This is a genomic window from Microbacterium laevaniformans (genome assembly GCF_016907555.1).
GTDB classification, from domain to species: domain Bacteria; phylum Actinomycetota; class Actinomycetes; order Actinomycetales; family Microbacteriaceae; genus Microbacterium; species Microbacterium laevaniformans.
In genome coordinates, this window is record NZ_JAFBCE010000001.1 from 1,219,952 (window position 1) to 1,238,165 (window position 18,214).

13 protein-coding genes and 1 pseudogene are annotated in these 18,214 nt (G+C 68.4%); 5 read left to right on the top strand and 9 right to left on the bottom strand.

Going from position 1 to position 18,214, the window contains the following annotated elements; translation table 11 throughout:
- Positions 1 to 68: 68 nt before the first annotated feature.
- Positions 69 to 2,578, bottom strand: a pseudogene (pepN, locus tag JOE53_RS05740) (aminopeptidase N).
- 102 nt (positions 2,579 to 2,680) lie between these two features.
- On the opposite strand from pepN, the gene JOE53_RS05745 reads away from it, so the two are divergent.
- On the top strand, positions 2,681 to 3,298 hold the full coding sequence (locus JOE53_RS05745; protein WP_325168471.1) for a TetR/AcrR family transcriptional regulator: 618 nt from the start codon (positions 2,681 to 2,683) through the stop codon (positions 3,296 to 3,298).
- A gap of 45 nt (positions 3,299 to 3,343) precedes the next feature.
- On the opposite strand, the gene dxs is transcribed toward JOE53_RS05745, so the two are convergent.
- From dxs to dut, 5 genes are all read right to left on the bottom strand, one after another.
- Positions 3,344 to 5,323, bottom strand: coding sequence for a 1-deoxy-D-xylulose-5-phosphate synthase (gene dxs, locus JOE53_RS05750; protein WP_204947051.1), 1,980 nt, complete (start codon positions 5,321 to 5,323; stop codon positions 3,344 to 3,346).
- Positions 5,324 to 5,409: 86 nt separating this feature from the next.
- A complete protein-coding gene (locus JOE53_RS05755) occupies positions 5,410 to 8,247 on the bottom strand; it encodes an aconitate hydratase (protein WP_204947052.1) in 2,838 nt (945 codons plus the stop codon).
- Between the two features lie 202 nt (positions 8,248 to 8,449).
- Complete coding sequence (locus JOE53_RS05760; RefSeq protein WP_204947053.1) at positions 8,450 to 9,208, bottom strand: DUF3159 domain-containing protein; 759 nt, start codon at positions 9,206 to 9,208, stop codon at positions 8,450 to 8,452.
- Entirely contained in the window at positions 9,205 to 9,789 is a 585-nt protein-coding gene (locus JOE53_RS05765) for a DUF3710 domain-containing protein (RefSeq protein WP_005049491.1), read from the bottom strand. Before JOE53_RS05765 ends, JOE53_RS05760 begins: the two co-directional genes overlap by 4 nt.
- Positions 9,786 to 10,235: a dUTP diphosphatase gene (dut, locus tag JOE53_RS05770; protein ID WP_051498858.1), complete on the bottom strand. Its 450-nt coding sequence runs from the start codon at positions 10,233 to 10,235 to the stop codon at positions 9,786 to 9,788. Before dut ends, JOE53_RS05765 begins: the two co-directional genes overlap by 4 nt.
- Positions 10,236 to 10,247: 12 nt before the next feature.
- Between dut and JOE53_RS05775 the strand changes: the two genes are divergently transcribed.
- Positions 10,248 to 10,724: a DUF3093 domain-containing protein gene (locus JOE53_RS05775; RefSeq protein WP_204947054.1), complete on the top strand. Its 477-nt coding sequence runs from the start codon at positions 10,248 to 10,250 to the stop codon at positions 10,722 to 10,724.
- Between the two features lie 43 nt (positions 10,725 to 10,767).
- Here the strand turns inward: JOE53_RS05775 and JOE53_RS05780 are convergent, their stop codons facing one another.
- On the bottom strand, positions 10,768 to 11,058 hold the full coding sequence (locus tag JOE53_RS05780; protein WP_005049487.1) for a DUF4193 domain-containing protein: 291 nt from the start codon (positions 11,056 to 11,058) through the stop codon (positions 10,768 to 10,770).
- 247 nt (positions 11,059 to 11,305) lie between these two features.
- Between JOE53_RS05780 and sepH the strand changes: the two genes are divergently transcribed.
- Positions 11,306 to 12,346, top strand: a complete 1,041-nt coding sequence (gene sepH / locus JOE53_RS05785; RefSeq protein ID WP_204947055.1) for a septation protein SepH — start codon at positions 11,306 to 11,308, stop codon at positions 12,344 to 12,346.
- Positions 12,347 to 12,376: 30 nt separating this feature from the next.
- Here sepH and JOE53_RS05790 read toward each other — a convergent pair whose 3' ends face one another.
- On the bottom strand, positions 12,377 to 13,513 hold the full coding sequence (locus tag JOE53_RS05790) for an alkaline phosphatase family protein (protein ID WP_204947056.1): 1,137 nt from the start codon (positions 13,511 to 13,513) through the stop codon (positions 12,377 to 12,379).
- Between the two features lie 72 nt (positions 13,514 to 13,585).
- On the opposite strand from JOE53_RS05790, the gene JOE53_RS05795 reads away from it, so the two are divergent.
- Positions 13,586 to 16,030, top strand: coding sequence for a DNA gyrase/topoisomerase IV subunit A (locus JOE53_RS05795; protein ID WP_204947057.1), 2,445 nt, complete (start codon positions 13,586 to 13,588; stop codon positions 16,028 to 16,030).
- 6 nt (positions 16,031 to 16,036) lie between these two features.
- Here the strand turns inward: JOE53_RS05795 and JOE53_RS05800 are convergent, their stop codons facing one another.
- Positions 16,037 to 16,699, bottom strand: coding sequence for a response regulator transcription factor (locus tag JOE53_RS05800; RefSeq protein ID WP_204947058.1), 663 nt, complete (start codon positions 16,697 to 16,699; stop codon positions 16,037 to 16,039).
- A gap of 386 nt (positions 16,700 to 17,085) precedes the next feature.
- On the opposite strand from JOE53_RS05800, the gene JOE53_RS05805 reads away from it, so the two are divergent.
- Positions 17,086 to 18,081: a sensor histidine kinase gene (locus JOE53_RS05805; protein WP_271171063.1), complete on the top strand. Its 996-nt coding sequence runs from the start codon at positions 17,086 to 17,088 to the stop codon at positions 18,079 to 18,081.
- The last annotated feature ends 133 nt before the right edge of the window (positions 18,082 to 18,214 follow it).

Sequence of the window (18,214 nt, forward strand, 5' to 3'; positions counted from 1 at the left end):
GATGCCGCACGTCGCGGCATCCGATTCCGTTCTTCATGTCCGCGTCCGGTGGCGACGCCCGGGCAGGCTCAGCGCGAGGGCTGTGCCGCCCGCACGCGGAGATCGCGCGCGAGGCCATCGCGCTGCTCGATCACGAGACGAGGGCCCCCGGCGTGTCCGGGTGATCTCGCAACCAGGCGTCGGCGGCGTCGAGCGACGGGGATGCCGGGAACAGGCCGATCACCAGGCGACGGGCGATCTCGATCGACCGTGACTGCCACGTGGGCAGGATACGTGCGAAGTAGTCGTCGTCGAAGTCGGCGACCAGGTCACGGCGTCCGCCGGCGCGCACGCCGGCGATCGTGGCATCGAGGTGATCGTTGGTCAGTGTGTCGTCGCTCCATGCCGCCTGCCACGCTGCGGCGCGGACGGATGCCGCGGGGTGAGCCGTCCGCGCGGTCCGCGCGGCCACGCGTCCCCACGCCGTGTCATCGGTGCGCAGCTCGCGTGCGATGTCTGCCTCGTCGGCCTCTCCGCTCGTCGCGAGGGCGATGAGCCACGCCCAGCGGAGCTCGGGGTCCAGCGGCAGCCCCGCCGGAGGCGGGGTGGTTCCGGACAGCACTGCCCGCAGGTCGGCGGCGCGGTCGCCGCAGACCGATGCCGCGGTGCCGACCGTACGTGCCCAGATGAGCTGAGCGTCAGAGCCCGGTGTCGCCTGGCTCAGCGCGTTCCACGCCGTGTCCAGCCACTGCGCGGCCAGCGGGGCACGGTCGTCATCCGCGGCGAAATGGCCGACCGTGAACGCGGCACGCACCGTCGCATCCGTCAGCAGCGCCGCATCCGTCTCCTCCGGCGCATGTCGCGCGACGATGTCGATGTAGCGCCGCGCGGGCAGGATGCCGTCGCGCGTCGCATTCCACAGTGCCGCCCAGATCACGGCGCGCGCGAGCGCGTCGTCGATCGTCGAGAGGCCGCGTGCGACGGCCGCGGTGGACGCGGCATCCAGACGGACCTTCGCATAGGTGCGATCGTCGTCGTTGGGGACGACGAGGACGACGTCATCGTGCCGGGCCCCCTCGAGCGGCGTGCGCGGTGCGACGACATCGGTCGCGATCTCGCCGCGGCGCACGAGACGCCCGCCCGCGTCGCCGTACAGCCCCACGGTCACCCGGTCGGGGCGTACCGTCGAGACGGCCAGCTCCAGGCCGTCCGACGTGCGCTCGGCACTGAGCTCGGTGACACCGGTCGTCTGCAGCCACGCCGCGCTCCACGCCGCCAGATCACGCCCCGATGCCTCCTCGAGAGCCGTGAGGAGGTCGGGGAGGGTGGTGTTGCCGAAGGCGTGTCGGGCGAAGTAGCGCTGCGCTCCGCGGAAGAAGGCCTCCTCCCCCACGAAGCCGACGAGCTGCTTGAGCACCGACGCGCCCTTTGCGTACGTGATGCCGTCGAAGTTGAGCTTGGCGGCTTCCAGATCAGGGATATCGGCGACGATCGGGTGCGTGGTGGGCAGCTGGTCCTGCGTGTATGCCCATCCCTTGCGCCGGGTGGCGAAGCTGACCCACGCGTCCGGGAAGCCCCCCACGGCCGCGGCAGCATGCGTGCCCATGTAGTCGGCGAACGACTCCTTCAGCCACAGGTCATCCCACCACCGCATCGTCGCCAGATCGCCGAACCACATGTGGGCCATCTCGTGCAGGATCGTGTTCGCTCGGGCTTCGTGCTGCGCGGTCGTCGACGCACCGCGGAACACGTACGCCTCGGTGAAGGTCACCAATCCGGGGTTCTCCATGGCCCCGAGGTTGTACTCGGGGACGAAGATCTGGTCGTACTTCCCCCAGGGGTACGGGAAGTCGAACGCGTTCTCGAAGAACGACAAGCCCCGTCGGGTGATGTCGAGGATCTCGGCGGCGTCCAAGTGAGCGGCCAGCGACGCGCGGCAGAGCACACCGAGAGCGATGGGGGCCTGCGTGCCGCGATGCGTGCCGTCGACGCGATGGTAGGGACCCGCGGCGACGGCGGTGATGTAGCTCGACAGTGGCAGCGTCTCCGTGAAGTGCACGCGCACTCCCCCCGCGACCTCGTCGCGTGAGGCCTCAGCGCCGTTGGACAGCACCTCCCAGCCCGTCGGGGCGGCGACGGTGAAGCGCCAGCGCGCCTTCATATCCGGCTGCTCGAAGCACGGGTAGACGCGACGGCAGTCGGCAGGCTCGTACTGGGTGTACAGATAGGTGGCGTCATCGACGGGGTCGCGGAAGCGGTGCAGACCCTCGCCGGTCGTGCTGTACCGCGCCGCCGCGTCAATGCGCACCACATTCGGCGTCGCCCCATCGGCCACCAGCCCGCGCAGGCGGATGCGCGCACCGTCCCACTCGACCGGTTGCGCACGGTCATTGACGATCACCTCGATGACGCTCTCACCGATGAAGTCGACCCACGTGGTGTCGGTCACGGCCGTGAACGCGAACGTCGACCGCGTGGGAAACGTCGTCACCGCGGCATCCGGGGCTGAACGCAGGTCGAGGTCGACCTCGACGGTGTGCAGTCGGACGCCGGCGGCGCGAGCCGCCGTCTCTTCGCGAGTGAGGTTGGCGGAACTCATTGCTCCATGCTGTCACGCCGGACGTTGTGATATTTTCCGAACATGTTCACTTCTGAAGGGCCTGCGTCCAAAAGCGAACGCACGCGTGGCCGGCTTCGCGAGGTGGCGCTCGCCTCGTTTCGCGAGCGCGGATACGAAGCGACGACCATGCGCCTCATCGCGCAGGAGGCGGGCGTGTCGGTGGGTAACGCCTACTACCACTTCGCCACCAAGAACGACCTGGTCCAGGAGCTGTACCTCGACGTGCAACGCCGCCATCGTGCGGCTGCCGAACCGGCCCTCGCCGAGACGGAGGATCTCGTCGAACGCATCGCCATCGTCTATCGCACCGGGCTCGACGAGCTGACGGCGTACCACGAGCATGCGGCGCAGTTTCTCTCTGCCGCCGTCTCCCCACGCTCGGAGATCAACCCGCTCGCCGAGGCATCCGGCGAGGCGCGCGCCATCACGGAAGCACTCTTCGGGGAGGCGGTGGACGGCGCACGTTCCGGAACCGTCCCGAGCGATCTCCGTCAGGCGCTGCCCACGGTGCTCTTCCTCGGGCATCTCCTGCTGGCGCTCTTCTGGGTCTACGACCGCTCCGACGGTCAGCAGCGGACGCGGCGCCTGCTCGATCTCGGCCTGGCGCTGCTGCGGACGACGCTGCCATTGGCGCGGCTGCCGCTGGTGCGCGGCGTGGTGCGCGACCTGCTCGAACTCATCGCCGAGGCGGGGCGGTGATCGTGCGCACGCGACAGCGGCGCGCGGTCGTCCCCTGACTCCGGCTCAGCCCCGACCATCGCCGTGGTCGGCGTGCTCCGAGTTGTCGGCGCCGCCACGCACGGTCCAGATGGCGCCCGTTTCGGTCGAGGGGCGGGCGATCGGAATGCGGGTGCCGAGCACCTGCGCGACGACGTCCTGCGCGATCTTCGCGGCCGACAGGCCGGCATCCTCGAGGATCTGCTCCCGGCTCGCGTGATCGATGAAGGCGTCGGGCAGGCCGAGCTCGTCGACCGCCGTGTCCACGCCCGCCTCGCGCAGCACCTGACGCACGCGCGTTCCGACGCCACCGACGCGGATGCCGTCCTCGATCGTGATCACCAGGCGATGGGCGGCAGCGAGCTTCACGATCGAGGGCTGCACGGGCACGACCCAGCGCGGGTCGACGACGGTCGCTCCGATCCCCTGGGCACGGAGGCGCTCGGCGACCTCGACCGCGAGCTGCGTCATCGGGCCGATGCCGACGAGTAGAACATCCTCGGCGCCGTCCTGCCACAGCACGTCGACGCCGTCGGAGAGGCGTTTGAGGGCCGGCTGATCCACCGCGACGGCGCCCTTCGGGAAGCGGATCACCGTGGGCGCGTCATCGACGGCGATCGCCTCGTCGAACTCCTCCCGCAACCGCGCTTCGTCGCGGGGCGCGGCGATGCGGATGCCGGGCACCAGCTGCAGCATCGCGAGATCCCACACACCGTGGTGGCTGGGGCCGTCGGGGCCGGTCACACCGGAGCGATCGAGAACGAACGTCACGCCCGCGCGATGCAGGGCCACATCCATCAGCACCTGGTCGAAGGCGCGGTTCATGAACGTCGCATAGATCGCGACCACCGGGTGCAGTCCGCCGAAGGCGAGGCCCGCCGCCGAGGCCACCGCGTGCTGCTCGGCGATGCCCACGTCATAGACGCGGTCGGGGAAGTGCTGCGCGAACGGCTGCAGGCCCGTCGGACGCAGCATCGCCGCCGTGATCGCGATGACATCGTCACGTCGCTCCCCCGCCGCCACGAGTGCGTCGGCGAAAGCGTCGGTCCAGGCGACGGCATCCGAGGAGCCCAGCGGCTCGCCCGTCGCCGGGTCGATCTTGCCGACGGCGTGGAACTGATCGGCCTCGTCGTTGCGTGCGGGCTCGTAGCCGCGGCCCTTCTCGGTGATGACGTGCACGATCACCGGGGCACCGTAGTCCTTGGCCAGCTGCAACGTCTCCTGCAGCGCGACGAGGTCGTGTCCGTCGATCGGCCCGAGGTACTTGATGTCCAGGTTCGAGTACAGCGCCTCGTTGTTGGAGAAGCGCGAGAGGAATCCATGCGTGGCGCCGCGGACACCACGGTAGACGGCGCGCCCCATGGGCCCGAGTCGACGGAAGAAGGATGCCGAACTCTTGCGCAGGCTCTCATAGCCCTCGGTGGTGCGCACCCGGTTCAGATAGCGAGCCATCCCCCCGATCGTCGGAGCGTAGGAGCGTCCGTTGTCGTTGACGACGATCACCAGATTGCGATCGTTGTCGTCGGAGATGTTGTTCAGTGCCTCCCAGGTCATCCCGCCCGTCAGCGCGCCGTCACCGACGACAGCGACGACGTGGTGATCCTTGCGGCCGGTGCGGGTCAGCGCGCGCGAGATGCCGTCCGCCCAGCTCAGCGAACTCGACGCGTGCGAGGACTCGACGACGTCGTGGACGCTCTCCGCGCGTTGCGGGTAGCCGGCGAGTCCGCCGCGCGAGCGCAGGCCGCGGAAGTCCTGGCGGCCGGTGAGCAGCTTGTGCACATACGACTGATGGCCGGTGTCGAAGACGAAGGGGTCGTCGGGTGAGTTGAAGACCCGGTGCAGCGCGATGGTGAGCTCTACGACACCGAGGTTCGGTCCGAGATGACCGCCCGTGCGCGCCACGTTCTCGACGAGGAAGTCACGGATCTCGTGCGCGAGCTGCTCGAGCTGCTCGGTGGACAGGGAGTCCAGGTCGCGCGGACCGGTGATCGAAGCGAGCAGACTCATCCTCCGAGTCTACGTCGCCCAAACGCCGACGCCCCGGCATCGGCGTCCCCTTGCAGGGACCGATGCCGGGGCGTTATAACCGGCGCTCAGACCAGCGAACGCAGCACGTACTGGAGGATGCCGCCGTTGCGGTAGTAGTCCGCCTCACCGGGGGTGTCGATGCGCACCTTGGCGTCGAAGACGATCGTCTCCTTGCCTTCCGGCGAGAACTCGCTGGGGGCCGCCGTGACCTTCACGGTCTTCGGGGTGACGCCCTCGTTGAGCTTCTCGAGGCCCTCGATCGAGACGATCTCGGTGCCGTCCAGGCCCAGCGACTTCCAGCTCTGGCCCTCGGGGAACTGCAGCGGCACGACGCCCATGCCGATGAGGTTGGAGCGGTGGATGCGCTCGAAGCTCTCGGTGATGACCGCCTTGACGCCCAGCAGCGACGTGCCCTTCGCGGCCCAGTCGCGCGATGAGCCCGAGCCGTACTCCTTGCCACCGAAGACGACGAGCGGGGTGCCTTCGGCGCGGTAGTTCTCGCACGCGTCGAAGATGTACGACTGCGGGCCGCCCTCCTGCGTGAAGTCACGGGTGAAGCCGCCTTCGACGATCTGACCGTCGTTGACCGCGGCGACCAGCTCGTTCTTGAGGCGGATGTTGGCGAACGTGCCGCGGATCATGACCTCGTGGTTGCCACGACGCGAGCCGTAGGAGTTGAAGTCCTTCTGTGCGACACCGTGCTCGGTGAGGTACTGCGCGGCGGGCGTGCCGGCCTTGATGTTCCCCGCGGGCGAGATGTGGTCGGTGGTGACCGAGTCGCCGAGGGTCGCCATCACCCGAGCGCCGTGGATGTCCGTGACCGGGGTCAGGTCCATGGACATGCCCTCGAAGTACGGCGCCTTGCGCACGTACGTCGAATCGGCATCCCACTCGAAGATGGGGCCCTCGGGGGTGGGCAGGCTCGTCCAGCGCTCGTCACCGTCGAACACGGTGGCGTACTGCTTGATGAACTGGTCGCGCGAGATCGACGAGTCGATGACCTCCTGGACCTCGTCCGGCGAGGGCCAGATGTCCTTGAGGAACACGTCGTTGCCCTCCGAGTCCTTCCCGAGCGGGTCGGTCTCGAAGTCGAAGTGCATCGAGCCGGCGAGGGCATAGGCGACGACGAGGGGCGGCGAGGCGAGGTAGTTCATCTTCACGTCGGGGCTGATGCGGCCCTCGAAGTTGCGGTTGCCCGACAGCACGGCCGTGACGGCGAGATCGTTCTCGTTGATCGCCGCCGAGACCTCTTCGATGAGAGGTCCGGAGTTGCCGATGCAGATGGTGCAGCCGTAGCCGACCGTGTAGAAGCCGAGGCCTTCGAGGTCCTTGTCGAGGCCGGACTTCTCGTAGTAATCGGTGACGACCTTGGAACCGGGGCCGAGCGTCGTCTTCACCCACGGCTTCTGCTTGAGGCCCTTGTTGCGCGCCTTGCGGGCGAGCAAGCCGGCGGCGATCATCACCGACGGGTTCGACGTGTTGGTGCACGAGGTGATCGCGGCGAGTGTCACCGCGCCGTTGTCGAGCAGGTAGGAGTCGCCCGCGGGCGACGTGACCGGCACCGGGTTGGATGCCGCGGCGGGGGCGCCGCTGGAGATGCGTACGTCGCGCGTCGCGGGCTCCTCCTCGCCCGGGGTGGAGCCCGGGTCGGATGCCGGGAACGAGTGGATCGAGTCGAGGTCGACGATCGAGTTGGACACCGACGGGGTGGTGTAGTTGACGATGTCCTTCTCGAACTGCGACTTGGCCTCGCTGAGCAGGATGCGGTCCTGCGGGCGCTTGGGCCCGGCGATGGAGGGGACGACCGAGGACAGGTCGAGCTCCATGTACTCGCTGAACACGGGCTCGCTGTCGGCGTCGTGCCAGAGCTTCTGCTCCTTGGCGTACGCCTCGACGAGGGCCACCGCCTGCTCGTCGCGACCGGTGAGGCGCAGGTAGTCGAGTGTGACGTCGTCGATGGGGAAGATCGCGGCCGTCGAGCCGAACTCCGGGCTCATGTTGCCGATGGTGGCGCGGTTGGCCAGCGGTACCGAAGCGACGCCCGCGCCGTAGAACTCCACGAACTTGCCGACCACGCCGTGCTTGCGCAGCATGTCGGTGATGGTGAGCACGACGTCCGTCGCCGTCACGCCGGCGGGGATGTCGCCGGTCAGCTTGAAGCCGACGACGCGCGGGATGAGCATCGAGACGGGCTGACCGAGCATGGCGGCCTCGGCCTCGATGCCACCCACGCCCCAGCCGAGCACGCCGAGGCCGTTGACCATGGTGGTGTGCGAGTCGGTGCCCACACAGGTGTCGGGGTAGGCGCGCAGCACGCCGTCGCGGCCCGTGCGGTCGTAGATGACCTTCGCGAGGTGCTCGATGTTCACCTGGTGGACGATGCCGGTTCCCGGCGGGACGACCTTGAAGTCGTCGAACGCGGTCTGGCCCCAGCGCAGGAACTGGTAACGCTCGCCGTTGCGCTCGTACTCGATCTCGACGTTGCGCTCGAGTGCGTTCTCGGTGCCGAAAAGGTCGGCGATGACGGAGTGGTCGATGACCATCTCGGCCGGCGACAGCGGGTTGATCTTCGCCGGGTCGCCACCGAGGGCCGTGACGGCCTCGCGCATGGTGGCGAGATCGACGATGCAGGGCACGCCGGTGAAGTCCTGCATCACGACGCGCGCCGGGGTGAACTGGATCTCGGTATCGGGCTCCGCATCGGCATCCCAGTTGCCGAGGGCCTCGATCTGCGACTTCGTGACGTTGGCGCCGTCCTCGGTGCGAAGGAGGTTCTCGAGCAGCACCTTCAGGCTGAACGGGAGCTTCTCGTACCCGGCAACGGTGTCGATCCGGTAGATCTCGTAGTCGGTGCCACCGACCGTGAGGGTGCTCTTGGCTCCGAAGCTGTCAACAGTGGACACGTCTGCTCTCCTTCGTTGGGAGTTCCTGAGGCCGCGGGCTCAGTCGGTCGGCGGGGTCAGGGTCGGGCATGGACGGCCGTCGCCTGATTCTCCATCATCCCCGCCGCCGCGGCGGCGGGCTAGTGAGGTTGTCCTTACCCGTGGATGGCGCCTCGGGCGCATCACGGGCGAAGGAATTTATCTTGATGTCAAGATAAATCTATCACGCCTCGGATGCCGCGCTGGCGTCGTGGTGGCGCGGATAGACCGCCCGCACGGCCAGCCAGGTGACGGCGACGAGCGGAGCGAACAACGGCAGTCCCATCACGAGCTTCAAGGTGCCGAGCGTGGTGACATCGCCAGCGAAGTAGAAGGGAAGCTGCACCGCGAGGCGCAGGTAGAACAGTGCGGCCCAGGCGATCGCCAGCCAGAAGAACACCCGGCGCTTGCGCGGATCGCTGCGCCAGCGTGTGCTCTCGTTCATGAGGAAGCCGACGGCCAGTCCGATCAAGGACCACCCGACGAGAGCCGAGATCAGAAACGCAGTCCCGTAGGCAGCGTTGGTGATGAGGCCCGGGACGAAGTTGTCCTGTCCTCGGCCGGTCCACAGTGCGAGGGCGGCGGCGGCACCGGTGGCGATGAGTCCTCCCAGTGCGGCACTGACGGGCGAGCGCTGGATGAGGCGGACGATCGTGAAGATCGCCGCTGCGCCCACGGAGATCGCGAGCGAGAGCGTGAGGTCAGCCGTGGTCGTGAACAGGATGACGAACGCGAGTCCGGGCAGCACGCTCTCCAGCACGCCTCGCCAGCCGCCCATGGCGGCCCAGACGACGTGTCCCGTGTGCGACTGTCGGGACGGATCGAGGCCGGCCCGTCGCGCCGCATTGCCCAGTGCGCTTCCGAGAAGATCCGACGCCGACGGCGGTGGCGGCGTGAGCGGATCGGATGCCGCGTCCTGGGGCTCCTGCGAAGGCGAGCTCATGCGGTGCCGGGGGCGGCGGGCATCTTCAGCGGGATGAGATCGCGCGGCGGCATGGGGCTACCGCCGCGCACCACGACGATCGAGCGGAAGAGATCCTCCACACGCGCAGCCGCCTCGACGTCGGTCGTGGCCGCTCCCCCGATCACACCGCGCAGGAACCAGCGGGGTCCGTCGACGCCGACGAACCGTGCCAGGCGCTTGCCGGCCACCGCGTCGGGCCCGCTCACCACGGGAACCTCCGCGAGCAGTTCGGCGCCGAGCGGGCCGTGGCGCTCCTCCACGCGCCCGCCCTGCTGGCGGATCTGCTGGCGGATCTGGTCGCGGGTCTCCTCCCACAGCCCGCTGGAGCGCGAGGCGGCGAACGGCTGCACCTGCAGGGTCGAATCGGCGTAGTCGAGCCCGACCGCGACGATGCGCTTGGTCTGCTCCTCGACTTCGAGGCGAAGGTTCAGTCCCTCGCGTGGGAGCACCTTGATGCCACCGAGATCGATGTAGGGGCGAACGGGGTTCGCCTCCGCCTCGTCGAAGGGCCCCGTCGACGCGCGGTCGCCTGTGCCGGTGGGCTGCAGTTCATCGCTCATGCGGTGACTCCTGTCTGATAGCCCGTCGAGCCGAACCCGCCCTCGCCGCGTGCGGTGTCGGGCAAGTCATCGACGGGGAGGAAGCGGACGCGCGGGACGGGCATGACGATGAGCTGTGCGATGCGGTCGCCCACGGCGATGTCGTACGCCTCGCGCGTATCGGTGTTCAGGAGCGCGACCTTGATCTCACCGCGGTACCCCGCGTCGATCGTTCCGGGCGCGTTGACGATGGTGATGCCGTGCTTCGCGGCCAGACCGCTGCGGGGCACGACGAAAGCGGCGTATCCGTCCGGCAGGGCGATGCGCACGCCCGTGCCCACCAGTGCGCGGGCGCCCGGTTCGAGTCTTACGCTCTCGGAGGAGACCAGATCTGCGCCGGCGTCGCCGGGATGTGCGTAGACGGGAACCTGCGGCGCGATAATGGGAACGTCCACGGATTCGATCACTCCACGAGGGTAATGCACATCGCCGCTCCAGCCGCTCCCGTTTCCGACGTCCGCTACCGCGAACGGCTCAGTCCGTCGCTGTGGACGCTGCTCAGCTCGGCGGTGGTGGCGCCGATGGTCGCACTGGTGTTCGTCCCGCTGGATCCGACTGTCGCCCTCGCCGCGGGAATCGCGGTGGGTGCGGTCCTGATCTGCCTGCTCGTCTTCGCGTCTCCGGTCGTGGAGGTGCGAGGCGGCGAGCTGCGAGTCGGTCGCGCGCATATCCCGGTCGATCAGCTGGGCACCGCCGAGCCGTTGTGGGCAGACGAGGCGCGTGCTGCGCGTGGTCCTCAGCTGTCCGCGAAGGCATGGCACATGTTCCGCGGCGGGATCGACCCCGTGGTCCGCGTTCCCGTCCTCGATCCCGGCGACCCCGTCACGGAGTGGGTGTTCGCGACGCGCACGCCTGACCGGGTGGTCGCCGCGATCACGCGTGCGCAGTCGCGCTGAGATCAGCTCGGCAGCGGGATCGGCTCTGCGGGGCCGAGGGTTCTCAGGCGCACTCGATGCAGACGGCGCCGCCCGCGATCTCGTGGTCGATCTGGGTGCGGTGCTTCACGAGGAAGCACTCGACGCAGGTGAATTCGTCTTCCTGCGGCGGCAGGACGACCACGTCCAGCTCCAGGTCGGAGAGGTCGGCGCCGGGCAGCTCGAAGCCGGAGGGGTTGTCGGCATCCTCGACGTCGACGGCCCCGGACATCTTGTCGGGAACGCGCTCCTTCAGAGCCTCGATCGACTCGCTGTCGTCGTCGGTCTTACGGGGGGCGTCGTAATCGGTCGCCATGCTCTCAACTTCCAGGTGTGTTGCCAAAGTGCCGACTCGCGGCCGGGGGGACCGACGTGGGGCGGCGATAGTTTGCACGACGGGTTCGGATTTCGCAAATGATCGTCGTGTGCGTGCCCGCTTCCGGCGGGTGCGTCGCATGGAACTCGCGGCGCGCCCGCGATATTCCCGAGTGCGGCGAAGTGCTGTGACAGCATGGCCCCGGCAATCGAATCGTGCCCGAACAGGGAACGGGAGGGTGTTTCGCATGGAACAGCTCAAGGTGATCGGAACCGAGGAAGGTGTCCTCGTTCTCGCCACGGAGTCCGGCGAACGGTACGCGCTGCCGATCGACGAGACGCTGCGCAGCCAGCTGCGCCGCGCACAGCGCGACAACGAGCCGCGTGCAGCGCGACCGAGCCCTCGCGACATCCAGGCGCATATCCGTTCCGGTATGTCGGCGCAGGAGGTCGCGGAGCTGCTCGGCGCTCGTCTGGAGGACGTGCAGCGCTTCGAGCGTCCCGTTCTCGCCGAGCGTGAGCACATCGTGGGCCAGGCGTTGGCCGTCCCGGTGCTGATCGCGGGAGAGCTCGATGCCGCGGCGCAGCCGACGTTCGGTGTCGCGGTGCGGGCCAAGCTCGCCGAAGCGGGCGCGAGCGGTGAACGGTGGACCAGCTGGAAGGACGAGGACGGCTGGGTCGTCAAGCTCGAGTTCACGGCGAACGAGGTCGACCACGACGCACGGTGGGGCTTCGACCCGCGCCGCAGCAGTCTCGCTCCGCTCAACGCCGATGCGACCCAGCTCTCTCGTCAGGGGTCGCTCCCCGAAGGACTGATCCCCCGCCTGCGCGCGCTCGATGCGTCGCCGCTGAAGGATGCGTCGCGGTTCGACTCCGGTGCGTTCGGCCCGCGGCGTCTGGACGCCGATTCCCTCGCTCCCGAAGCGGACATCACGCGGCCGGACGTGCGCGTGCCCGTCGCGCCCGCGGTTCAGGATGCCGCGATCAAGCGCGCTCCCGACCACGCGGTCACATCGGCCGAGACAGCAGACCTCCTCGAGGCGCTGCGCCGCCGTCGCGGCCAGCGTGAGCCCATGCCCGCGGAGGAGTCGGCCACGGAGCGTCCGCACTCCCCCGTGGCCCTGTTCGACGCACTCGAGCCCGGCTACGACGAATCGGCGACGGATGCCGAGGACTCGGCATCCGCGATGGAAGACACCGTCATCAGCGATTCGTCTCGCCGCAAGGGGCGCACCTCGATGCCGTCGTGGGACGAGATCGTCTTCGGAGCGCGCACCGAAGACGGGTGAGTCGCGTCGAGGTCGGCGCGGGACGGATGCTCAGCCCTTCGCGAGCGCGCCGAGTCTGATGAGCGGGACGATGCGTTCCTGATCTGTCAACGATCCGTGCTGGCCGATCATCCGCTGTGGCTTCTTGTCGGCCAGGCGGTCGTCGTAGTAGGCCACCGCGCTGCGGGCCGCGACGAGCACGTCGCCGATGCGGGGGCGGACGTCGGGGTGCACCGCGGCGCCGTACAGGCCGGCATCGATCGCTTCGTCGCGCGTCATCACCCACGAGCGCGACTGCTCGGCCTCACTCCAGCGCTCCGCGACGGCGCGAGACTCGCGGTCCTCCGTGTAGAGCTGCAGCATTCGAGGCTCCCCCGCCACCAGCCGCACACCCTGGAGCAGCGGATCGCCGTCCCGCAGCAGCACCTGCCGATGAGCCGGCACGTCGACCATGCCGTGGTCAGCCGTGACGAGGGCGCCGACACCCGGGGCGAGCTGAGCGTCGAACCGGCGAAGGTCCGCGTCGAGCTCCTCCAGTCCTTGCAGCCACTGTGCGGACTCCCACCCGTAGGCGTGTCCGAGGGTATCGAGCTCCGGGATGTACACGTAGACCAGTGCGCCGGGGTGCGCGGCCGCGCGCTCCGCGGCAGCGGCGAGACGCTCGGACGGCGTCGCGGCGGCGACGAACTCCGCCCCGCGCTGGATCGCCTGCGTGAAGCCGCTGTCGCGGTACAGCCCCTTGGTCACCACGAAGGTGGGACGTCCGGCGTGGGCTTCCCGTTCGAGCAGGGGCGCCGAGCGCTGCCAGGTCATCGGGTCGAGTCCGTCGCTCTCCCACCCCTTGAGCTGGTTGGGCGCGATATCGGTCCCCGGGATACGGGCACGGTATCCGACGATTCCGTGGGCGCCGGCGTCGGTCGCCGTGAGAAGCCCGGTGAGGGCCGTGGCCGTCGTCGAGGGAAAAGTGCTGCGCGCGGCATCCTTCTTCGTCATCGCGCCCGTCAGAAACCGGGCGTGTCCGGCCCGGGCGGTGAGGTTCCCGCGACCGAGACCGTCGACGAGGATCAGGATCGCCGATCGGGCCGGCGCGAACCAGTCACCGTCGCCCGTCAGCGACGCAAGCAATTGCGGCACGATGGCGGTGAGGCTCCGGGCTGCTGGCGGGTCCGCGGGTAGGCTGAACGACATCGGGGCCAGTCTCGCACATGGCGCGCGGCCCCACTTCCCGGCCCACCCGAGCACCGAGGGAACCGCAGATCCATGGCAGCTTCGCGCACCGCGTCCATTCCTGAAGACCACGGCCGCATCGAGGATGTCGATGTCTCCGCCGAGATGCAGGACTCGTTCCTGGAGTACGCGTACTCGGTCATCTACTCGCGCGCTCTCCCCGATGCCCGCGACGGTCTCAAGCCGGTGCAGCGGCGCATTCTGTTCCAGATGGCGGATATGGGGCTGCGACCCGACCGGGGGCACGTCAAGAGCGCCCGTGTCGTCGGCGAGGTCATGGGAAAGCTGCACCCGCACGGCGACTCGGCGATCTACGACGCGCTCGTGCGCCTCGCTCAGCCGTTCGCGCTGCGCGTGCCCCTGGTCGACGGCCACGGCAACTTCGGTTCGCTCGACGACGGGCCCGCGGCGGCGCGGTACACGGAAGCGCGCCTGGCTCCGGCCGCGCTCGCTCTCACGGAGAACCTCGACGAGGACGTCGTGGACTTCGTGCCCAACTACGACGGACAGTTCCAGCAGCCGGCCGTCCTCCCCGCCGCCTTCCCCAACCTGCTCGTCAACGGCGCCTCCGGCATCGCGGTGGGCATGGCGACCAACATGGCTCCGCACAACCTCAACGAGGTCGTCGCCGCTGCGATCCATCTGCTCGAGAACCCCGACGCCACCACCGCCGAGCTCATGGAGTTCGTCCCCGGACCGGACCTCCCCGGCGGCGGCATCATCGTCGGACTCGACGGCATCACCGAGGCGTACGAGACCGGACGCGGAACCTTCCGCACGCGGGCGAAGACATCGATCGAGTCGCTCGGCCCCCGCCGCACCGGCATCGTCGTGACGGAGCTGCCGTACATGGTGGGCGCCGAGCGCGTCATCGAGAAGATCAAAGACGCGGTCAACGCCAAGAAGCTCACGGGCATCGCGGACGTCAACGATCTCACCGACCGCAACCACGGCCTGCGCCTCGTCATCGGCATCAAGACCGGCTTCGATCCCGCGGCCGTCCTCGAGCAGCTCTACCGGCTCACCCCGCTGGAGGACTCCTTCGGCATCAACAACGTCGCCCTCGTGGACGGGCAGCCGCAGACCCTCGGTCTCAAGCCGCTGCTGCGGGTGTACCTCGATCACCGTATCCAGGTCGTGACGCGCCGCAGCCGCTACCGCCTCGCGCGCAAGCAGGAACGCCTCCACCTCGTCGAGGGTCTTCTTATCGCGATCCTCGACATCGACGAGGTCATCCAGGTCATCCGCACCTCCGACGACACCGAGCAGGCGCGAGCGAAGCTCATGAGCGTCTTCGACCTGTCGCAGGTACAGGCCGAGTACATCCTGGAGTTGCGCCTGCGGCGTCTCACGCGTTTCTCCCGTATCGAGCTGGAGTCCGAGCAGGACACGCTCAAGAAGGAGATCGCCGACCTCCAGGCTCTGCTGGCCAGCGATGTGCTCCTCCGGCAGCACGTCGCCCGAGAGCTGGATGCCGCGGCCGAGACCTTCGGCACACCCCGTCGCACCCTTCTGCTCAACGGCGGACCCGTCGCGCCGCGCTCACGCAGCGCCGCACCGGCAGACCTGCAGATCGCCGACTCCCCCTGCCGCGTGCTCCTGTCCGCGACCGGGCGGATGGTGCGCGCCGAACTCGGCGAGTCCGGCGAGATCGTCGCTCCGACGCGGCGGGCGAAGCACGACGGCATCCTGTCCGCTGTCGACACGACGACGAGGGGTGAGCTCGGCGCGGTGACGACGCGCGGCCGGCTGGTGCGCTTCTCGCCCATCGATCTGCCGTCGGTGCCGGCCAATGCCGTCCAGCTCGCAGCGGGCACCCGCGCCGACCAGTACCTGGGTCTGGGATCGGGTGAGCACGTCGTGGCTGTCGTGCCGTTGGGTGACGTCGTCATCGCGCTGGGCACCGCACAGGGAGTCGTCAAACGCGTCGCGACCTCGGAGCTCGCGCCCGGAAAGCACGAGGCCGAGATCATCGCGCTGAAGGACGGCGACCTCGTTGTGGGTGCGGCCGTGGCCCCCGACGGCGCTGAACTCGTCTTCGTGGCCTCCGACGCCCAGCTCCTGCGCTTCGAGGCTGCGAGCGTGCGGCCGCAGGGGCGCGCGGCGGGCGGCATGGCCGGCATCCGTTTGAGCGCGGGAGCCGCCGTCGTGGCCTTCAACGTGGTGACCGAACCGGCCGATGCCGTGGTCGTCACGATCGCCGGTTCATCCCAGGCGATCGCCGGGACCGACGCGGGCAGCGCGAAGGTGTCGATGTTCGACGAGTTCCCGCCGAAGGGTCGCGCGACCGGCGGCGTGCGCGCTCAGCGTTTTCTGAAGGGCGAGGACGTCCTCACTCTCGCGTGGATCGGTGCGCAGCCGCGGGCATTGGCGGCGGACGGCGCCGTGCGTACCCTGCCGGAGCCGGGGGCGAAGCGGGATGCCTCCGGACAGCCACTGGATGCGGTCGTCGCGGCCGTCGGCACGGCGATCGCCTGACGGTCGTCAGCCCAGAGAGACGAGACCGTACTGGGTTGCGCGGATCAGCACTTGGATGCGATCGCGCACGCCCCACTTCGCCGTGATGCGGCCGAGGTGTGACTTGACCGTCGCTTCGGACACGAACATCGCCGCGGCGATCTCCGCGTTGGACATTCCCAGCGCGAGAAGCGTGACCACTTCCAGCTCCCGTTCGGTGAGCTCCTCCTCTCGGCCCAGCTGGCGCGGCGCGGGAGGTTCGTTCTGCTGCACCGAGCTGACGAGTTCTTTCGCGACGCGTGGCGAAAGCACGTAGCCGCCCTCGTGAGCCAGGCGCGCGGCGTCGAGGATGCGGTCGGGCGACGTGTCCTTCACCAGGAAGCCCGCGGCGCCGGCACTGAGCATCGGGACGATGACCCGCTCCGAGGAGAACGTGGTCAGCGCCACGATCTTGATCCCGGGAAACTCCCGCGTGAGGCGCTGGGTCGCCTCGATGCCGTCCATCTTGGGCATCTGCACGTCCATGAGCACGACATCGGGGTGCGTGCTGCGCACCAGCGCGATGGCGTCGATGCCGTTGTCGGCCTCGCCGACGAGATCGAACCCGTCTGAAGAGTCCAGGAAGACGCGCAGTGCTGCGCGCACCAGCGACTCGTCGTCGACGATGATCACGCGAATCGGTTCGGTCACAGCACCATCTTACGAACCGCGCGATGTGCACTCTTCCGATCGATGTCGACGAAAGTCGCCATTGATGTAGCCATACGTCGGTCGTGCGCGATGACCTCTGTTTGAAGAATCGATTCGAGAGATTGCAGGAGGTGAAACACATGTGGTACTGGATCGGACAGCAGCTGGGTCTCTGGAAGTAAGTGGCGGCGCATTCGCGAGATAATCGCGATGTGACCTCCGTCCGTCAGAACCTGCTCCGTTATGTGCGGACGCCCTTTTGGGCATACGAGCCACTACGCCCGTTGGCGCGTCGGCTTGTCATTATTCTCGTCGCTGCGGCGGTTGTGATCGACTCGCTTTTCCGGGCGAGTACGGGAATCGCGAACAGCGTGGTTTCAGCAATCGTGACGACGACCATCACGTTGGCTGTCGCTATCTTCGCGTGGCGGCCGCCGGTCGCGGCAGTCGTCCTCTCCGTGGCTGCTCTCATCGCCGGCATCACCGGAGTCTCCGACAGCCTCCTTGCGGGGGCAGCAGTCGTGGGGCTGGTTGCGTTCACCTGCAGCGCGATGCTCACCGCCGTGTACGTCGTGACATTGGCGGCATGGCTCGCCGCCGTTCTTGCTCGGCCCGAGACCGGGTTCCAACCCCTCGGCGCCTTCGTCATAGCCCTCCTCAGCCTCGTCAGTCTCTCGATCGGGCTGGCGATCCGGCGACAGTTCGAGAGGGCTCAATCTTTGGCATTACAACTCGAGGTGAGCGAGCGAGAGGTCGCGGAGCAGCTCAAACACGAACGAGACCTCATCGCGGACGAGCTGCACGACATCGTCGCGCACGAGATCACCATCGTCGCTCTGCACGCCGCGGTCTTGGACCGCACCGAAGACATGCAGACGCGGTCGCAGTCGCAGACGGCGATCCGCGAAGCGGCGGTTCAGGCGCTCACCGACATCCGTCGCGTGCTCGGGATGGTTCGCGGTGAAGAGAACCTCTCCCCCGAACGTGTGTCTTCGCCGGACGGGATCACGGGCACCATCGCTGCCGTCACGAAAGAACTCGGACAGGCGGGTATTGCGGTGACCGCGGATGTCCCCTCTGACCTCCGACTGCCGAGTGCATCCCTCGTCGCTCTCACCCGCGTGATCCGCGAGAGTGCGACGAACGTGCTCAAGCACGCCACCGGCGCCCGCACCGTCTCCATCGTCCTTCGGGTCGAGCATGGTTGGGTGCACCTCACCTTTGCCGACGACTCGCCGCCTGCACGCACAGCGGGGCTGCCCGCGTCGGGTTACGGCATCATGCGTCTTCGTGAGCGCTTCCGACTTTTCGGTGGCACTTTCGAATCGGAACGAAAGTCCCAGGGTTGGGTCGTCAGCGCCTCACTTCCGCTCTCGGGCTGATCAGTACGACATTTCTGCGCACAGCGTCAAAGTAGACAAAAGTCGCAGTCGAATCCGCCGATGGTCCACGTTGGCGGCGCCTATGCGCGCCTAACCTTTTGCTAGCCGAAGAACTGATCCCCAGTCGGTTCTT

Coding starts and splice junctions, on each gene's coding strand:
- dxs (WP_204947051.1), bottom strand. CDS start 5,323: ATGAGTCTGCTCGCTTCGATCACCGGTCCGCGCGACCTGGACTCCCTG.
- sepH (WP_204947055.1), top strand. CDS start 11,306: ATGGAACAGCTCAAGGTGATCGGAACCGAGGAAGGTGTCCTCGTTCTC.
- JOE53_RS05775 (WP_204947054.1), top strand. CDS start 10,248: ATGCACATCGCCGCTCCAGCCGCTCCCGTTTCCGACGTCCGCTACCGC.
- JOE53_RS05760 (WP_204947053.1), bottom strand. CDS start 9,208: ATGAGCTCGCCTTCGCAGGAGCCCCAGGACGCGGCATCCGATCCGCTC.
- JOE53_RS05765 (WP_005049491.1), bottom strand. CDS start 9,789: ATGAGCGATGAACTGCAGCCCACCGGCACAGGCGACCGCGCGTCGACG.
- JOE53_RS05795 (WP_204947057.1), top strand. CDS start 13,586: ATGGCAGCTTCGCGCACCGCGTCCATTCCTGAAGACCACGGCCGCATC.
- JOE53_RS05790 (WP_204947056.1), bottom strand. CDS start 13,513: ATGTCGTTCAGCCTACCCGCGGACCCGCCAGCAGCCCGGAGCCTCACC.
- JOE53_RS05780 (WP_005049487.1), bottom strand. CDS start 11,058: ATGGCGACCGATTACGACGCCCCCCGTAAGACCGACGACGACAGCGAG.